The sequence below is a fragment of the Bacteroides zhangwenhongii genome (genome assembly GCF_009193325.2).
GTDB classification, from domain to species: domain Bacteria; phylum Bacteroidota; class Bacteroidia; order Bacteroidales; family Bacteroidaceae; genus Bacteroides; species Bacteroides zhangwenhongii.
The window spans coordinates 4,525,387-4,539,544 of the sequence record NZ_CP059856.1 but is presented as its reverse complement, the minus strand read 5'-3'; the positions used below and the strand labels follow the sequence as shown (position 1 = coordinate 4,539,544).

Sequence of the window (14,158 nt, the reverse complement as noted above, 5' to 3'; positions counted from 1 at the left end):
ACTTTTAAAATTTAGAGTTATGGCAAAGAATTTCAATCCGAGAACAGCAGAGAGTCTGTTCAAACAGAAGTTGCGCACGATGATAGGCAGTACGGCACATACGCAGAATATTGCCGACCAGGCGATGGAGCTGGCTGGACAATTCATGACGGAGGATGAGATAAGCAACTCGGATGCCTACCGGGTGATAGAGAATGTGAGCTGTGTGTGTGAGGAAGCGATGCAGGTGCTGGTCGAAGAACTGCAGAAAGGGACACGCCTTCATGAAATACTGACGGGTGATTAGGAAATAGCGGAAGCCGTTGAAAACCTTTGAACGAACGATAACGATTAAAAAGTATGACGATATGAGAAAGCAGATTTTGACAGATAACGAGACCAAGACCTTCTTGATGAAGACATTCGGATGCAGCCGTCAGGCTGTGTGGCAAGCACTGAATTTTGTCCGTGACAGCGATCAGGCGCGCCGGATACGCACTCTTGCCCTGAAGCGAGGCGGCAAACTGACTGACGGGAACTTCATCCCGAACTGCGAAACCACCTTCGAGGAGTGCGAGAAGACCATGACCTGCACTTTCGGTCCCCGTGTAAAACTCGTGGTCCACAGAAAGACCAATGATGTGGATGTGTACGTGGACGGAAAACGGACTGAAACCTACCAATGTGAATTTGTATCGGATTTCATGCAGCTGCAGCACGAGACCCAACAGATGGCATCTGCCTTATAAATAGAAATGAAATGGAGTATTATGGAAAGATATTGTGCATATCCTACAATGACCTGACTTACGATGACCGACCGGTGATGGTGAACGGAAAGGCAGACTACAGCAGAAGCCGCACGCTGAAAGGAGTTCATCCTTCCACTCTTTCCGAAGAAGAACTTGCTCCCATCATGTCGATACCCAATTACAAGAAGTTAGCGGCAAAGGAGAAAATCAATGTAGTTCGATCCGGAAGAGGTCTGGGAGGTTACGTTTTGGTAGAAATAGCCACCATGCCCCTACGGTTTCAGGAAAGGATAAAACTAAAATACGGAGATATGAAAGAAGACGTAATAAGAAACTGGCTCGGCAGCCATTACCACATCGATGCGAAAGCCCGGGAATTTTACACCCGGTTCCGTTTTGACAACGGAGATACACTGCCACCGGAACACATCCAAGAATATACGGTAAACGCTTCGGTAATTGAGGCAGTGATGCGTGCCATGGAGGATGCCACGTTTATGCGAAAGGCCATGAAGGCCGGGCCGGTGAACTGGGGCGAACTGGCAGGAGCCATCAGTTACTACCAAGCAGAGTTCGGACATACCTTGCCTGTCAGTTCCAACCGCTTCAAGAAGCGTGTGAATGACTTCAAGGCCAACGGCTATGAAAGCCTTATCAGCCGCAAGTTCATGAACCAGAACCGCCGGAAAGTGACCTATGACATTGAACGCCTGCTGCTGAGCATCGATGCCCAACCGGAGCAGCCCTTCAATACCACCGTGTGGGAACAGTACAATCTATTTGTGCAAGGAGAACTGGAGCTATATGACCCCGAAACCGGCGAGGTGTTGAATCCGGCAGACTTTACCGACAAGGATGGAAATCCGCTGGTATTGAGCCCGGCCACAGTAGCCAACTACCTGAACAACCCCAAGAACAAGGCCCTTCGCGGTAAGCTGCACATGAGCCAATGGGATTTCAACAATGCCTACCGTCCTTATCATCTGCGCAGCATCGGTGAATATTCCTTGAGTAAGGTTTCTCTTGACGACCGCGACCTGCCGCGCCCAATGAAGGATGGCAACCGAGTGAAAGCCTATTATGCCTACGATGTGGTGAGCGGTGCTGTGGTGGGATATGCCTACAACCGGTACAAGACTACCGAGTTATTTTTAGACTGCATGCGAAACATGTTCCAGACCCTGGACCGGAACGGCATGTATATCCCCGCCGAGTTAGAAGTGGAACACCACCTGGTAAGCGACTTTGCCGACGGATTGATGCAAGCCGGTACCGTCTTCCCCCTGATCCGCTGGTGTAACCCCGGGAACTCGCGTGAAAAACGTGCCGAGCACAAGAACCGCGAAAAGAAATACGGTGTGGAGAAACGCACGCAGGTAGGTATCGGCCGATGGTATGCCAAGCTGGAGGCCAACCGCCCGAAGGAAGAAAAGGTGTATGACGAAAAGAACAACACCTACAAGGTGAAGACCTATAGTTATGAAGAATTGGTAGCCGATGATATACGCGCCATTGAGACCTTCAACGCACAGCCTCACCCCAACCAAAAGCGCTATCCGGGCATGAGCCGTTGGGATGTGCTTTGCGCCCATCAGAACCCGAACCTTGCACCTTGGGACAAGGCCGTTCTTTACCGGTTCATCGGACAGCACACCGAAACAACCATCCGGCAGAACACCTACTGCACGGTGATGTACAACCAATACGGACTGCCCAGCCCGGAAATCATCGAAAAGCTGGAGCCGAGGAACTACAAGGTAGATGCCTATTATCTGCCCGATGCCGACGGAACCATCAACGAGGTATATATCTACCAGAACGGACGATATATCGCCACCTGCAAGCCCGTAGCCCGTTACAATGAGAATACAGCCGAGCAGACCGAGTACGACAAGGCAGCCTATACCGAACAGTCCAAGTATGTAGCTCAATTCGACAAGATGATGAAGGACGGCAAGATCAAGCGTGTGGGCATCCTTGCCAAAGAGGAAGCAAAGCTGATAACAGAGGTACAGGCGGAAGCCGTTCCCCTTCCTGCACAAGCCGAGGAAGAAGATTACTCAGCCTATATGGACATCAGTGCCTTCGAGCATGATGCAGTAGCCAAGATATAATTAACGACGTTAGAACGAATTTAAAACAGCATTCAAATGGAAATAACAAATGAAGTAAAGCAACGTATTGTGGCAGCGATAGCCACCGACCGTGAAAATTATCCCAGTGACAACCGCCATGCCACGGCACTGGGCATAGCCCCCAGCGTTTACAATGCCATCAAGCGGGGCAATTATGAAAAGCAGGTCAGTGATGCCAACTGGGTAGGTATAGCCCGAAGATTAGGCGTGCAACTGCGTACAGAAATACCTTGGCTGGCAGCACAGACCCCGACCTACGTGTTTGTGAGCAAGCAGCTGGAAGTGTGCCAGGGAAGCGGGCTGAGTGCCATCCTGTGCGATATGCCCAATATCGGCAAGACCTTTACAGCGAAAGCTTACGTGAAGCAGCACAAGCACGCCGTATATGTGGACTGCAGCCAGGTGAAGACCAAACTGAAGCTGATACGCTACATTGCCAAGGAATTCGGTGTGACCAGCAACGGACGCTATAGCGACGTGTATGAGGATCTGGTGGCCTACCTGCGCACGATTGATACGCCCCTGGTTATCCTGGATGAAGCCGGGGACCTGCAGTATGAAGCCTTCCTGGAGTTAAAGGCGCTTTGGAACGCTACGGAACGCTGCTGTGCCTGGTATATGATGGGTGCCGACGGATTAAAGGAGAAGATCAACCGCGCCATCGAAGGCAAGAAGGTGGGCTATACCGAAATGTTGAGCCGCTACGGTGACTCCTACAGCAAGGTGACCCCGGACGATGCGCAGGAACGCGAAAAGTTTCTGAAGGCACAGGCTGCCATCGTCGCAAAAATCAATGCCCCGGACGGTGCCGACATTGCCAAGATTGTTCATAGCACCGGAGGCGGCTTGCGGCGCGTATATACCGAAATCGAAAAATTAAGGAGGATGCAGGCATGATAAGCAAGATAGAAATGCAAGCGATGGATGCTGTTATCGGTATCCATCGCGAGATGAGAAAAGCGAATGAGATAGACTGGGAACAGCGCAGATATGAAATTGCCAAAAGCATGCTTCCGGTAGTAAGAAGCAATTCATCAGGTATAATGTCTATAAAACAAGTTGCCAGACTTGCTGTGGACTATGCTGATGCTCTTATTGAAGAATTGAAAGGAGGTAACCGTGAAACTGAAGAGAGCCTACAGTCCCGGTGAGGTGCTGAACATGAAGATTCCCCGGTTCGAGTTTTCCGGGGACTGGCAAACCTCGATAGGCAACCCGGCCAAGAGCGGCGTGTGGATTATTTGGGGAGCCAGCGGAAACGGTAAGAGCAGCTTTGTGATGCAGCTGGCCAAGTACCTGTGTAGCTTCGGACGCGTAATTTATGACAGTTTGGAAGAAAGTACCGGTTTGTCGTTCCAGATGAGCCTGAAACGGCACAAGATGGGTGAAGTGAAAAAGAAGCTGATTATCCTTGACCAGGAACCGATGGAGCAATTGGAGGAACGGTTACGGCGCAGAGGCAGTCCCGGAATCGTGATTATCGACAGCTTCCAATACAGCGGCTTGAACTACAAAACCTACAAGGAGTTCAAGGAACGTCATCCCAAGAAACTGTTTATCTTCATCAGCCATGCCGAGGGGCTTCATCCGGCAGGTAGAAGCGCCCGCAAGGTGGAATATGATGCCGATGTGAAAATCATGGTAAGCTGTTTCAAAGCCTGGTGCAAAAGCCGCTTTATGGAGCGGCCCGGTGAGCCCTACGTGATATGGGAAGAAGGTGCTGCCAAAACATTGAAGGACGATAATATGGAGGATTATTTGAATGATGGAATGGGAGAATAAGCTGTACCAGATACTCCTGAAAGAACAGGAAGCGGAGGCCGTGGTGGACGATTGGGTAGAACGTAACATACAAAGCGACCTCCGTCTGCGCAGGGCCAAGACAAAGGGACACGTAGTGATAGAAACCAGGGATGTGATGTTTGCTCGGAATATTCAGGTATGGCATCCGTCCTGCCAAATAAACATTAAAGATTTGAAGTGATGGAAAAGAAAGAAGAAAAGAAAGTGTGCTGCATCTGCGGCAAAGAGTATGAGGGCTACGGATACAATCCGTTCCCGGTGAAAGAAGAAGGCTGCTGCTGCCAATCGTGCAACTACAGTGTGGTGGTTCCGGAACGGTGGGAACGACACAAGGCTTTTCAACGTGGTGAAGCGACCGGTGCCGGGAAAGTGTACATCAGCGGAGCCATCGCGCACTATGATATGAATGAGCGCAAGGAAGCCTTCAGCCGTGCCGAGGAGAAACTGATGGCACAAGGCTATGATCCTGTAAACCCTTTCAGGAACGGATTGCCGGATGAAGCTCATTGGAGAGCCCACATGCGGGCCGACATTGCCCTGTTGCTGGCTTGTGACTATATCTACATGCTGAAGGACTGGGAACTGAGCAAGGGAGCCAAACTGGAGCTTGACGTAGCCAGTTCGTGTGGCATTAAAGTATTGTTTGAATAACCTTTTAATAGTGAATGTATGGAAGAAAAACAGAAAGTTCAGGTCGTATTTGAATTTGACCGTTCCGAGTATGACGCGTATCTCTTTTTGATGAATCAAAAGAAGACGAAAGAGGTAGAGCAAATATGGAACACCATGAGCGGTGAGCCTGTGGTTGCGGATATTGATTTGTTTGAAGAGGACAGCCAGTCTGTAAAACTTATGATGATAAGTTTGGCAATTCTTTCAGTGGAGAAAAAAGTGAAAGGATGATATGGCACAGGAAGTAACCAATTTCGCCCGGTTCTATGCATTGTTCAACAAACTGCCTTATCAGGGCGATCGGGAGGAATTCAAAAAACAAATCGTGCTGCAGTACACGTGGAACCGGACAGACAGTCTGAAGGAAATGACGGCCAAGGAGTATGAAGTTTGTTGTACTGCTCTGGAGAAACTGAGCGGACAAGACGAATGGCGGCAGAAACTTCGCGAGGAACTGCGACGGAAACGCAGCGTCTGCCTGAAGCTGATGCAACAGTTGGGTATAGACACCACCGACTGGAACCGGGTGAACGAATTCTGCAACAACCCCCGGATAGCCGGCAAGCCCTTTGTTCAGGTTAGTACAGCCGAGCTGGAACAACTGGCCATCAAACTGCGGGCTATCCAACGAAAAGGAGGTTTAACCGATAAATAGAGCAATATGGATAAAAAAGCACATGAAGCGCTTGAGCGCATAAGAAAAGACGTGACCCTTACGACATCCGATATGGAGAACCAGGATGCAGCGGAGTTTTTCAACGAACTGGCCGACTGGGCGTATGCCAATGGGGAGGCCATGCTGATAGACGATGAACCGGAAAAGCAGGATGATTATGAGGATAGATGACCAAGACAAGCTGATAAAAGCGGGGTTCTGTATAATACGAAAGGATGATTATCCAGGCCCGAGGATAAAGATGTGTACCGGCATAAACGGTGGCTGGAAGACATACAAGAAGTTTGAAACCAAAGCAGAAAGAGACAGGACATTCGCTTTGCTGCTGAAGGATGACAAAGTAATAGCTGATTAACAACTAAAATGATTTAAAATGGAAAAGAACAATCAAAGTGTGGACATCAAGTCCCTGAGTAAAGAACAGCGAGCAGCCCTCATGGCCCAGCTGCAGCAAGAAGAGAAAGAAGACCGCATCGCCCGTCGTGAAACTTACGAGGCATTACGCGGTGAGTTTATGCACGAAGTAAAGACCAACGTTCTTGAGATGGTGAATGCCGTGACCGGGTTCCGCGGATGGCTGGAAAAAGAAGCCGATGCCTTTACCAAGGTGATGAAGGAATACGGCCAGGTGAAAAGCGACGAACAGCGCAGCTATACCATTACGGACGGAGACTTCCGTCTGGAAGTGAAAAGCAACAAGGTGAAAGGCTTCGATGAACGAGCCGACATGGCAGCCGACCGTCTGATTGACTATTTGAAGCGCTACATGCAGAACAGCGAGAAAGGTTCTGATGATCCGATGTATCAGATGGCCATGACCCTGCTGGAGCGCAACAAGATGGGCGACCTGGACTACAAGAGCATTTCAAAGCTGTATGAACTGGAAGATAAGTTCGATGAAGAGTATGCAGACATCATGCGCCTGTTCAAGGAAGCTAATGTAGTGCAGCGCAATGCCACCAACTACTACTTCAGCCGCCGCAACCCTGAAAACGGCGTATGGACCCGCATTGAACCCAGTTTCTGCCGTTTGTAGCCGAAACCCGTTAACCCTATAAACAGAAAGCGCCGCAGTTGTTATAATTGCGGCGCTTTTGTTCTTAAAATAGATGGAAATCAGTTATTTTTGTAAGAGAAATAAAATGTATGGGCAAAGGACGGGATAAAGAACTGATCAAGCTGCGTGACGAGGCACTATGCCGTCGTTACTACTATTGGACAGAAATACAGCGGTTGCGGTTCGACGATGCTTTAAAAGTGTTGTCGGAGCGCGAATTCTTTATATCCGAGGAACGTATCATGACCATCATCCGCCGGAAATCACGTGAGGGAACAGACTACAATCTGAAGCCTGTTCCCAAGGTGAAAGCCCCCCGTCTGACTGCCGCCCAGCTGGAACTATTCCCCATAAGATGACGGCATGGCCGATTCATCGTGCAGTGTGAATGAGAACGTCATTTCATAGACCTTGATGTAATGCGGCATGGCATACGAACGGCTTTTCTCGCGTACCAGCGGCGAAGCGTTGTCCGTGCATTGCAGACACTGCAGCGACTTGTATAATTTCTTGGCCAGCTGCTGCCTTTCCCTCACCTTGTCATACGTGCCGGATGCGTAGCTTGTATCGTCGTAACAATCGATGGCCAGCCGGACGGTCAGTGCGGATTCGCTTTTCTGTGCCCCGTATCCGAGGTCGTGCCAGTCGGAGTTTGTATTTCCGATTAATACACAAGGGAAAGTGACCGGGTACTGGTCTTCTTCTGCTCCCATTTCCAATTGTCCGTAGTCCTCGTCGATGAGAGAGAGTTCCGGCATTTCCTGTGCAATCTGTTCCATGATTGCGATAAAAATTTCGTCCATATCGTTATTGGTTTAAAATGTTGGTAATTTCCTGGTCCACCTTTTCCCGGATACGCCGGTTCAATTCTTCGCTTTCGCCCATGAACTGGCGCTGCGGGATGCGGATGTGCAGTTTCTTTTTTTGGGTAAGCGCCATGTTCCTCCAGAACTGTGCCTGCGGATTCAGTTCCTTCGGCTTGGAACGTCGTTTGACGCGTTTCTTTTGCCCTGTGCCGGTTTTTTTTCTTTTTCCCGAAGCCTTGTAGAACTTGGCCCATGCAAAGCGCCTCATGCGGTCTGTGACGGTGACATCGATTTCCCCGCCCCAGTTGTTGATGGGTGCATAGACCACCTCGTTGAATACCCTTACCCGGTAGTCTGCAGGTGTATATCCGACCGATTTGAACAGATGTTTCCTGCCGGAGAGCAGCGTTCCATAATTGCTGGCGGCATCGAAACCTCCCGAGGACAGCCGTTTGGCTTTGGGCCAAGGGTGAAGACCGCCATTGACAAATCCACCCTGCCGGAAGTTATCCTGAAAATGGTCTTTGGCCATTCGTCCTACCATGACTGGCATTTTGCGGCGCATCATACTGTCCAGCCTGTCACGTTTCCGCTTTATCATTTCCGTAAAATCTTTTATGTCCATAATCATCAGTAATTCAAGAATAATTTATAACTTTGCAACCGAGGCTTCCAATATGCCTTTTATGCGTTATGAATATACCGGAACAAGTAAAGAACGAGGCCCGTGTACTTATTGAGCAATACGGTGACACCTTCGAATACCTTGGTATTTATGAAGGCCAGGAAGCCTATGTGTTCAAGTTTCCGGGGGACTCCTGTACCGGTTATCCTTTCGTCTATCTGTATGACGGTAAAGACGCAACCGAAATAACCGGTCCGTTATCCCTTGACGTTATCGATTCATGTATCGAAAATATCGAGGAAGGAGACATCGAATAGCTTATTGTCAATTCTCAGGACTCCCCTGCAGTTGTGGGAAGTCGCAGCTCCTATTTCACATAAATATTTTACGTCTTTCCATTCCATTCCTGAACCGGCAGAATTATCGCTTTGGGGTTCGATATACCTTAGTTCACCATCCGCAAACCGTTGCAGGATTGTAGCATGACCTCCTCCACTTTTCCAGCCGATGCACAATTCATACACGCCTTCTTCCTTACATACCTCATTGAAATACTCCATGTACCTTTTAGGGGTCATTTTCAGGTATCCTTTGTGCGCAAGCCAGCTGTTTATACTTATATGTTGCGCCGGAGTACCGTCGGTGTTTTTCCAGACTTCAAAAGCACGTCCATTACTCAGATATTCAAGTTTAGACCCTGCGACATTGCCTTTGGCGGTAATATCCCATCCACGTAATCGTAAAGCGTATGCCGGTGCGCAAGTCTGGCAGTTGATACTGTATGGAGTATCCCGTTTTTTATCGTAATCGCTGTTCTTCCGGTATCTGTTTCCCCTTTTATCGCGGTATATTCCTTTGGAATCCAAAATATACTCTTCCACATGTTTGGGATTTGCATTCTGTTTGTCCGCCTTATCCACATCCATAGGTTTTCCTTTTTTGATTTTAAGAGCCTTTTCCATTTCGAGGTTGTTCCGGGCAATGGCCATTTTTTCCTCCCCGGTAAGGTAGTCCGGCATTTCCGCAATCATCTCGTCAATACGGGCCATAAGTTTATCCACCGCTTTTTGGGCACCCTTGTGGGCTTCTGCCTGATATGGATGATTGTCGGAAAACAGTTTGCCGTCCGTTCCCGGATTGTTATCCAGTCCGGGCTGGGGCTTGTTCTTGTCGTCTTCGTCCGGAAGTGGTGTCGGCTCCTCGTCGGTGGCAGTGAGGTCGCACTTGCAGTTCCACCGGTCGCCCGGTCGGTGGATGTTCCAGAACGTGTCATCAATCGGCCGGATGGTATTCCAGAACGGGCGGTGGTCAGCCCCCGGATGAATGGAGGTGGACGGTAGCCATTTGAGGTTGGGCAGAATATCGCGTTCGCGCAGGAACTGTTGCCAGTCAGCCGCCTGATGCGCCCGGATGACCGCCGTATCATACTCCGTCCGCAGCCAGTGACGAACCTGATGGGAAGCAATGGGCAAGACTTCCTGTACCCATTTGTCGAACGGTTTTAAAATGCCGTTTGAATCCAATAAAAGTCGTGCCATGTCATTCTGCATACGATGTACCTTGAATGCCGAGAATACGGCATTGTTCCGGAGTATGGCATTTCTGAAATCCTCGTCCGGAGTAATGGCCTTGGATTTGCTGAACCCTTCCTTTGCCGCCTTGTCCATCTTTGCCCATATTTCATTGAACAGGTTGATTTCGATTTCGGTTGCCGGATGAAAGTCCCTGCTGTATATGTTCAGCAAGGCACGCCGCAGCACCTCTTCGGAGAAGTCAAACTCCATGGAGATGCTGCCATTATCAGCCGCATACAGTCTGTCGACTACCAGTCTAAAGCTGCCCCGTCTGCCGGGGCTTTCACGAAAAAACCTTTGAGCCAGTTCCGGAAGTTTCTTTTCTGTTTCGGTGTCGGTTCATCATCCCGTCCCTTATTCGCTGGCTCCGGCTCCTTCTTCGGGCTTGGAATCTGGTCGGCTTGTTCAGCCGTCTTTTGTTCCGCCTTCAGCTGCTCGTAATTGGCCGGTTTGTCGATACCGAATTCCTCATAGAGATAGTCGTCGTCGATGGGGATGTTGAAGTTCTTCTTCAGCTGCGTGAGGATGGATATTTTGGTACCGGCATCCGTTTCCTTCGGTTCGGGGAAACAGAACGTACCCCCTTCGGTGTTGATGCCCATGCGCAGCAGAATGTCCGTCATGTCGTAATTCAGCACGTTGAGCACGTACTTCCGGTCGGCCTCCAGTACCTTGTCCTCTACTTTCTTATGAACCGTACCCAAAGCCTGCGTGCCTTTTTCGGACGATTCGGTGGTCAGCGTATTGCCCAGTATCAGTTTGGAAATTTCGTTGTTGCACCGCTCGCAGAGGCGTTCATAGACATCGGCAGACCCTGTTTTGTTTCCGGCTTCCGTGAGTTTGAGTTCCGTGTCCTTGGCATGGAAGAACTGCGCCAGACTTCCGGCATTGGCCGCATCCTCCATGGCCCGCTGGCGTGACTCGTCGTCGTCGGAATCATAGATATATTCCTGGATAGGCATGCCGAATACCTCGGAGAACTGTGCCCAGTCGCCCGTAGTGTTACGTTTGTAGATGACCCAAGGTGCAGCCTTGGCCAACAGCCCCAAATCGGACGGTGAACCCACAAACAGCAGGTCGGTATATTCATTCCAGGAATGGCCGGTAATGTCCGTCTGGTGGCGCAGGATGAGTTCCCTGACCGGATCCACATGCTTGCGTGGTACCAGGTCATAATCCACCCACTCCTGCAGCTTGTAGAACTGGCAGAGCGAGAAGCCCCAGAATTTCGCATCAAGGATGTCACCCACCAGCCGGTTGAACCAGGGCGACTGTATCTGTTCGTTGATTTTATCGTCGGGCTTCCCGTCCACCCGGAATTCCATGTTGGAGCACAGCACGGCATTCTTTCGCTTTTCGAGCACACAGGAAAGGTGGGTATCCATCAGAATGTCCTCGTAGAGGTCATAAAGTTTGTAACGTCGCGAGAAATCGACATTCTCGGCCACCCTTACGGCTGCCATGTAGTCGGAAATGTCCAGCCCGAAGCGTTTGGGCTGTGTGAGCACAATCACATTCGGTCTCTTTTGTCCCGGCAACGTGAAGTTTCCCCCTACGGTGATGATGCCGGCTTTGCCAGTTTTTCTGTTTTTCTTTTTCATGATGCTTGCTTTTTACCAGTGGTTCGTTCGTTTGCGGTTGCTTTGAATGCGGAAATCCGACCTGCCCGCCCTTTGTTCCTCGGGCAGCAGCGGAGCCCCTTCGATTGAAATGTCCTCGTCGGCCACCGCCTTCATCCATTCCACCGCCCGTTCGTAACGATCCTTGCGTACCTGGGAAAGTTTCTGCGGGTTGTGGATGCAGAAGATGTGATAGACCGCCATGTCGATGACCATCATCAGCACGAGCTGGTTACGGTTCTCGCCGGTGGCTGCAAAAATCTTGTTGCAGTCGTAGCGTTTGCCCAGATAACACCGCATTTCGGCAATGGCCCTGTCCTCGCAAACCTCAATGACCGTTTCGTCTTCGCGAACCAGTGCGTCGAGGATGTCTCGGTGGATGCTCGCATCGTAATCGGTAAGTTCAACAAATTTGCTCATAGTCCTATTGTTTTAGAGTTGTCATAATCTTTTCTTATTCCGTTTTCTTACATCCTTCCGTGATCGGAATACGGGCGGTTCAATGCGCCTGATCAGTTCGTCAATGATACGGTTCGCCCCTTCGACCGCATCCGGTCCGTCGGCCGGATAGCGCATGGTCAGGGTGAACAACTTGAATTGATCCTCCAGTTCCTTCATGTGCGGATTGTCCCGTTCAGCCTCGTTGAGGATGAGGTTCCCCTCGCGGTTGAGCGGTTCAAGGTTGGCCTCGATGCGCGTAGCCTTGTCCGTCTTCTTCTCCTCGTCGCCCCGGATGAACAGCGCAATCTTCTGTTCGCGGCGTACTTTTGCCACCAGCGGTTTGAACACCTGTTGGAAGAAAGGGTCCTGCAGCTTGTTGTTCTCCATGTAGCAATAGACATTGGTCTTGCCCCCGACAAATTCAAGCATCCGGACATACCAGTCAATGAACTCCGCATTGAGCGCCTGTGCCAGGAAAGTCTTGATGACGTAAAGCCTGCCACCCAATTTGCCACAGAGCGAAACCGTCTTGAAGGATTTGCCTTTCTTACCCTTGCTTTCGCCCGGTGGGGTCGCCATACACCACGAGGAACTTGAATTTGGAGAGTGCCGGAACCTTGCCGTATGCAATGTTTTCGAATACCTCTCCCACGGAAATCGGGTTGTTGAAATATTCTCCCTGTGCCGCCTTTTTGGATATTTTGGACAGTGTGCGGTCGATGTCCTCTTCCGAGTTCTTTTCCGGCCATGTGGAAAAACCGTTTTTGTCGCGGATGTTCACGATGTCCCAGGAGTCGGCCATTTCGCCCGCCCTCACCACGCAGCAGTCCTTGGCGATGATGTTTCCGCAGAAGATGACCAGTGTAGGTTCGGAAATGGACCTTGTGGGATACAGCGCATTTTCCCACCAGTCCCAGCGCTTCTGGATGATGTCCGGGTTCTTGGTATCCTCGTCCGTATCAAAGTCATCGACCAGCAGTACGTCGGGACGTATGGCCTCGTTTCGCGAACCACGCGGAGATTGTCCGGCACCCAGTGCGCGGAAAGAGACCTTCCCTTTGGTGGTGAATTCATCCTCGGTCCATGAGCCCGGCAGTTCCTGTTTGCCGTAGTATGCCATGATGCGTCCGTTGGCTTCGAGATTGGCCCGGTAGGGATCGAGCAGGCGCACCGCATTGTCCTTGCTGTTGGAGGTCAGAATCACATTCTTTTTGCGTCCGGTAAGCGTGAGATTCATGACGATGAACATGGTGACGGTGGATTTGGCCAGCTCACGGCTCCAAGAAAGCACCTCAAACCATTCATCGTGTGCAATGATCCGCCGGATAGCCTTTTTCTGGAAGTCGGCAAATTCATATTTGACATAATTCGGAAAAAAGAACTTGATCCATTCTATGGGATGTTTCTCAAGATATTCCCGGTGTTTTTCCCGTTCGGCTGCCGTCATGTTCCTATCGACCGGTGTAGCCCTTGCGATGTCTTCTTTGTACTTCTCCCAATCGAGGAGAGCGAGTCTGTCAGTCTGTTTCATTGTCTATCCCTTTATAATTTGTCTTTAATGTACGCATCGGCCAGGCGTGTAATTTCCTTTGCCTTTTCGAGGTCGGCCGCCCGTACCCAGTCGATGAGCCCGGTGAGGACACTGATGATGTCGGCAATGCCCACTTCCTGCTCCATGTTGCGTATGGTCGCCGACAGTTTCCCGAGGATGTCAGCCTCCTTGGATGAGGGGAACCGTTCCCCTTCGGGCCGTTCGGCGATGGCCTTGTTTATTTCGGCCACCTGCCGGTAGAGGTTAGCCACCTGTTCCTGCCTTGTGAGCGTAAGCCCCACCTTCTGTTCCTCCCACTTCCCGGCCCGTACCCAGTTGGACACGGACACCCGTGACACGCCCACCCGGTCGGCGATTTCCTGCTGTGTGAGGTTTTCCTTGAGGTACAAAGTTTTTGCCCATTCCTTTTTCTGGGCATTCGTCAAATCTGCCATAAATCGTCCTTTTTAGTTGTAAATCACGTTACA

At 50.4% G+C, this 14,158-nt stretch carries 21 protein-coding genes and 1 pseudogene; 15 read left to right on the top strand and 7 right to left on the bottom strand.

Annotated elements, in window-relative coordinates; genetic code table 11:
* Window positions 1–19 precede the first annotated feature (19 nt).
* From GD630_RS18045 to GD630_RS17980, 14 genes are all read left to right on the top strand, one after another.
* Window positions 20–286, top strand: a complete 267-nt coding sequence (locus tag GD630_RS18045) for a hypothetical protein (protein WP_007751507.1) — start codon at window positions 20–22, stop codon at window positions 284–286.
* Between the two features lie 61 nt (window positions 287–347).
* Entirely contained in the window at window positions 348–728 is a 381-nt protein-coding gene (locus tag GD630_RS18040) for a hypothetical protein (RefSeq protein WP_007758937.1), read from the top strand.
* An 11-nt stretch (window positions 729–739) separates the two neighbouring features.
* Complete coding sequence (locus GD630_RS18035; protein ID WP_032558185.1) at window positions 740–2,845, top strand: hypothetical protein; 2,106 nt, start codon at window positions 740–742, stop codon at window positions 2,843–2,845.
* Window positions 2,846–2,881: 36 nt separating this feature from the next.
* Window positions 2,882–3,763 carry an AAA family ATPase gene (locus GD630_RS18030; protein WP_143865085.1) on the top strand — a complete coding sequence of 294 codons (882 nt, stop codon included), beginning with the start codon at window positions 2,882–2,884 and terminating at the stop codon, window positions 3,761–3,763.
* The gene (locus tag GD630_RS18025) at window positions 3,760–4,017 is read left to right on the top strand and encodes a hypothetical protein (RefSeq protein ID WP_007751518.1); all 258 of its coding nucleotides are present in this window, start codon (window positions 3,760–3,762) and stop codon (window positions 4,015–4,017) included. The genes GD630_RS18030 and GD630_RS18025 overlap by 4 nt, the downstream gene beginning before the upstream one ends.
* Window positions 3,986–4,648 carry an AAA family ATPase gene (locus tag GD630_RS18020; RefSeq protein WP_143865086.1) on the top strand — a complete coding sequence of 221 codons (663 nt, stop codon included), beginning with the start codon at window positions 3,986–3,988 and terminating at the stop codon, window positions 4,646–4,648. The genes GD630_RS18025 and GD630_RS18020 overlap by 32 nt, the downstream gene beginning before the upstream one ends.
* Window positions 4,629–4,850: a hypothetical protein gene (locus GD630_RS18015; protein ID WP_007751522.1), complete on the top strand. Its 222-nt coding sequence runs from the start codon at window positions 4,629–4,631 to the stop codon at window positions 4,848–4,850. Before GD630_RS18020 ends, GD630_RS18015 begins: the two co-directional genes overlap by 20 nt.
* A complete protein-coding gene (locus GD630_RS21610; RefSeq protein WP_007562536.1) occupies window positions 4,850–5,320 on the top strand; it encodes a DUF4406 domain-containing protein in 471 nt (156 codons plus the stop codon). Before GD630_RS18015 ends, GD630_RS21610 begins: the two co-directional genes overlap by 1 nt.
* Before the next feature lie 18 nt (window positions 5,321–5,338).
* Window positions 5,339–5,572 (top strand): hypothetical protein, encoded by a 234-nt coding sequence (locus GD630_RS18005; protein ID WP_007562534.1) that lies wholly within the window; start codon window positions 5,339–5,341, stop codon window positions 5,570–5,572.
* Between the two features lies 1 nt (window position 5,573).
* Complete coding sequence (locus tag GD630_RS18000) at window positions 5,574–5,996, top strand: hypothetical protein (protein WP_007562532.1); 423 nt, start codon at window positions 5,574–5,576, stop codon at window positions 5,994–5,996.
* 6 nt (window positions 5,997–6,002) lie between these two features.
* A complete protein-coding gene (locus tag GD630_RS17995; RefSeq protein WP_007562531.1) occupies window positions 6,003–6,188 on the top strand; it encodes a hypothetical protein in 186 nt (61 codons plus the stop codon).
* Window positions 6,175–6,372: a hypothetical protein gene (locus GD630_RS17990; RefSeq protein ID WP_007562529.1), complete on the top strand. Its 198-nt coding sequence runs from the start codon at window positions 6,175–6,177 to the stop codon at window positions 6,370–6,372. The genes GD630_RS17995 and GD630_RS17990 overlap by 14 nt, the downstream gene beginning before the upstream one ends.
* A gap of 18 nt (window positions 6,373–6,390) precedes the next feature.
* Window positions 6,391–7,053 (top strand): DUF3164 family protein, encoded by a 663-nt coding sequence (locus tag GD630_RS17985; RefSeq protein ID WP_007751532.1) that lies wholly within the window; start codon window positions 6,391–6,393, stop codon window positions 7,051–7,053.
* A gap of 110 nt (window positions 7,054–7,163) precedes the next feature.
* Window positions 7,164–7,433, top strand: coding sequence for a hypothetical protein (locus tag GD630_RS17980; protein ID WP_007562525.1), 270 nt, complete (start codon window positions 7,164–7,166; stop codon window positions 7,431–7,433).
* Here the strand turns inward: GD630_RS17980 and GD630_RS17975 are convergent.
* Both GD630_RS17975 and GD630_RS17970 read right to left on the bottom strand, forming a co-directional pair.
* Entirely contained in the window at window positions 7,416–7,877 is a 462-nt protein-coding gene (locus GD630_RS17975) for a hypothetical protein (RefSeq protein ID WP_007562523.1), read from the bottom strand. The two genes, GD630_RS17980 and GD630_RS17975, sit on opposite strands and share 18 nt — an antisense overlap.
* Before the next feature lie 4 nt (window positions 7,878–7,881).
* On the bottom strand, window positions 7,882–8,505 hold the full coding sequence (locus GD630_RS17970; RefSeq protein ID WP_182505654.1) for a hypothetical protein: 624 nt from the start codon (window positions 8,503–8,505) through the stop codon (window positions 7,882–7,884).
* Between the two features lie 68 nt (window positions 8,506–8,573).
* On the opposite strand from GD630_RS17970, the gene GD630_RS17965 reads away from it, so the two are divergent.
* Complete coding sequence (locus GD630_RS17965; RefSeq protein ID WP_007562519.1) at window positions 8,574–8,822, top strand: hypothetical protein; 249 nt, start codon at window positions 8,574–8,576, stop codon at window positions 8,820–8,822.
* Here GD630_RS17965 and GD630_RS17960 read toward each other — a convergent pair.
* The 5 genes and pseudogenes from GD630_RS17960 to GD630_RS17940 all read right to left on the bottom strand — a co-directional run bounded on the left by GD630_RS17960 (window position 8,784) and on the right by GD630_RS17940 (window position 14,125).
* Window positions 8,784–10,289: a toxin glutamine deamidase domain-containing protein gene (locus GD630_RS17960; protein WP_007562518.1), complete on the bottom strand. Its 1,506-nt coding sequence runs from the start codon at window positions 10,287–10,289 to the stop codon at window positions 8,784–8,786. The genes GD630_RS17965 and GD630_RS17960 overlap by 39 nt on opposite strands.
* A 38-nt stretch (window positions 10,290–10,327) precedes the next feature.
* Entirely contained in the window at window positions 10,328–11,680 is a 1,353-nt protein-coding gene (locus tag GD630_RS17955) for a phage portal protein family protein (protein ID WP_143865088.1), read from the bottom strand.
* Between the two features lie 12 nt (window positions 11,681–11,692).
* Window positions 11,693–12,118: a phage protein Gp36 family protein gene (locus GD630_RS17950; protein WP_007562516.1), complete on the bottom strand. Its 426-nt coding sequence runs from the start codon at window positions 12,116–12,118 to the stop codon at window positions 11,693–11,695.
* Between the two features lie 21 nt (window positions 12,119–12,139).
* Window positions 12,140–13,670: pseudogene (locus GD630_RS17945) on the bottom strand (hypothetical protein).
* 11 nt (window positions 13,671–13,681) lie between these two features.
* Window positions 13,682–14,125 (bottom strand): helix-turn-helix domain-containing protein, encoded by a 444-nt coding sequence (locus GD630_RS17940; RefSeq protein WP_117833822.1) that lies wholly within the window; start codon window positions 14,123–14,125, stop codon window positions 13,682–13,684.
* Window positions 14,126–14,158: the final 33 nt, after the last annotated feature.

Bases quoted from the DNA above. Each gene is read 5' to 3' on its own strand.
- GD630_RS17965 (WP_007562519.1), top strand. From the start codon at position 8,574: ATGAATATACCGGAACAAGTAAAGAACGAGGCCCGTGTACTTATTGAG.
- GD630_RS17960 (WP_007562518.1), bottom strand. From the start codon at position 10,289: ATGGAGTTTGACTTCTCCGAAGAGGTGCTGCGGCGTGCCTTGCTGAAC.
- GD630_RS18015 (WP_007751522.1), top strand. From the start codon at position 4,629: ATGATGGAATGGGAGAATAAGCTGTACCAGATACTCCTGAAAGAACAG.
- GD630_RS17980 (WP_007562525.1), top strand. From the start codon at position 7,164: ATGGGCAAAGGACGGGATAAAGAACTGATCAAGCTGCGTGACGAGGCA.
- GD630_RS18045 (WP_007751507.1), top strand. From the start codon at position 20: ATGGCAAAGAATTTCAATCCGAGAACAGCAGAGAGTCTGTTCAAACAG.
- GD630_RS18030 (WP_143865085.1), top strand. From the start codon at position 2,882: ATGGAAATAACAAATGAAGTAAAGCAACGTATTGTGGCAGCGATAGCC.
- GD630_RS18000 (WP_007562532.1), top strand. From the start codon at position 5,574: ATGGCACAGGAAGTAACCAATTTCGCCCGGTTCTATGCATTGTTCAAC.
- GD630_RS17990 (WP_007562529.1), top strand. From the start codon at position 6,175: ATGAGGATAGATGACCAAGACAAGCTGATAAAAGCGGGGTTCTGTATA.
- GD630_RS17940 (WP_117833822.1), bottom strand. From the start codon at position 14,125: ATGGCAGATTTGACGAATGCCCAGAAAAAGGAATGGGCAAAAACTTTG.
- GD630_RS17985 (WP_007751532.1), top strand. From the start codon at position 6,391: ATGGAAAAGAACAATCAAAGTGTGGACATCAAGTCCCTGAGTAAAGAA.
- GD630_RS17975 (WP_007562523.1), bottom strand. From the start codon at position 7,877: ATGGACGAAATTTTTATCGCAATCATGGAACAGATTGCACAGGAAATG.
- GD630_RS18040 (WP_007758937.1), top strand. From the start codon at position 348: ATGAGAAAGCAGATTTTGACAGATAACGAGACCAAGACCTTCTTGATG.
- GD630_RS21610 (WP_007562536.1), top strand. From the start codon at position 4,850: ATGGAAAAGAAAGAAGAAAAGAAAGTGTGCTGCATCTGCGGCAAAGAG.
- GD630_RS18005 (WP_007562534.1), top strand. From the start codon at position 5,339: ATGGAAGAAAAACAGAAAGTTCAGGTCGTATTTGAATTTGACCGTTCC.
- GD630_RS17955 (WP_143865088.1), bottom strand. From the start codon at position 11,680: ATGAAAAAGAAAAACAGAAAAACTGGCAAAGCCGGCATCATCACCGTA.
- GD630_RS18025 (WP_007751518.1), top strand. From the start codon at position 3,760: ATGATAAGCAAGATAGAAATGCAAGCGATGGATGCTGTTATCGGTATC.
- GD630_RS17950 (WP_007562516.1), bottom strand. From the start codon at position 12,118: ATGAGCAAATTTGTTGAACTTACCGATTACGATGCGAGCATCCACCGA.
- GD630_RS18035 (WP_032558185.1), top strand. From the start codon at position 740: ATGGAGTATTATGGAAAGATATTGTGCATATCCTACAATGACCTGACT.
- GD630_RS17970 (WP_182505654.1), bottom strand. From the start codon at position 8,505: ATGGACATAAAAGATTTTACGGAAATGATAAAGCGGAAACGTGACAGG.
- GD630_RS17995 (WP_007562531.1), top strand. From the start codon at position 6,003: ATGGATAAAAAAGCACATGAAGCGCTTGAGCGCATAAGAAAAGACGTG.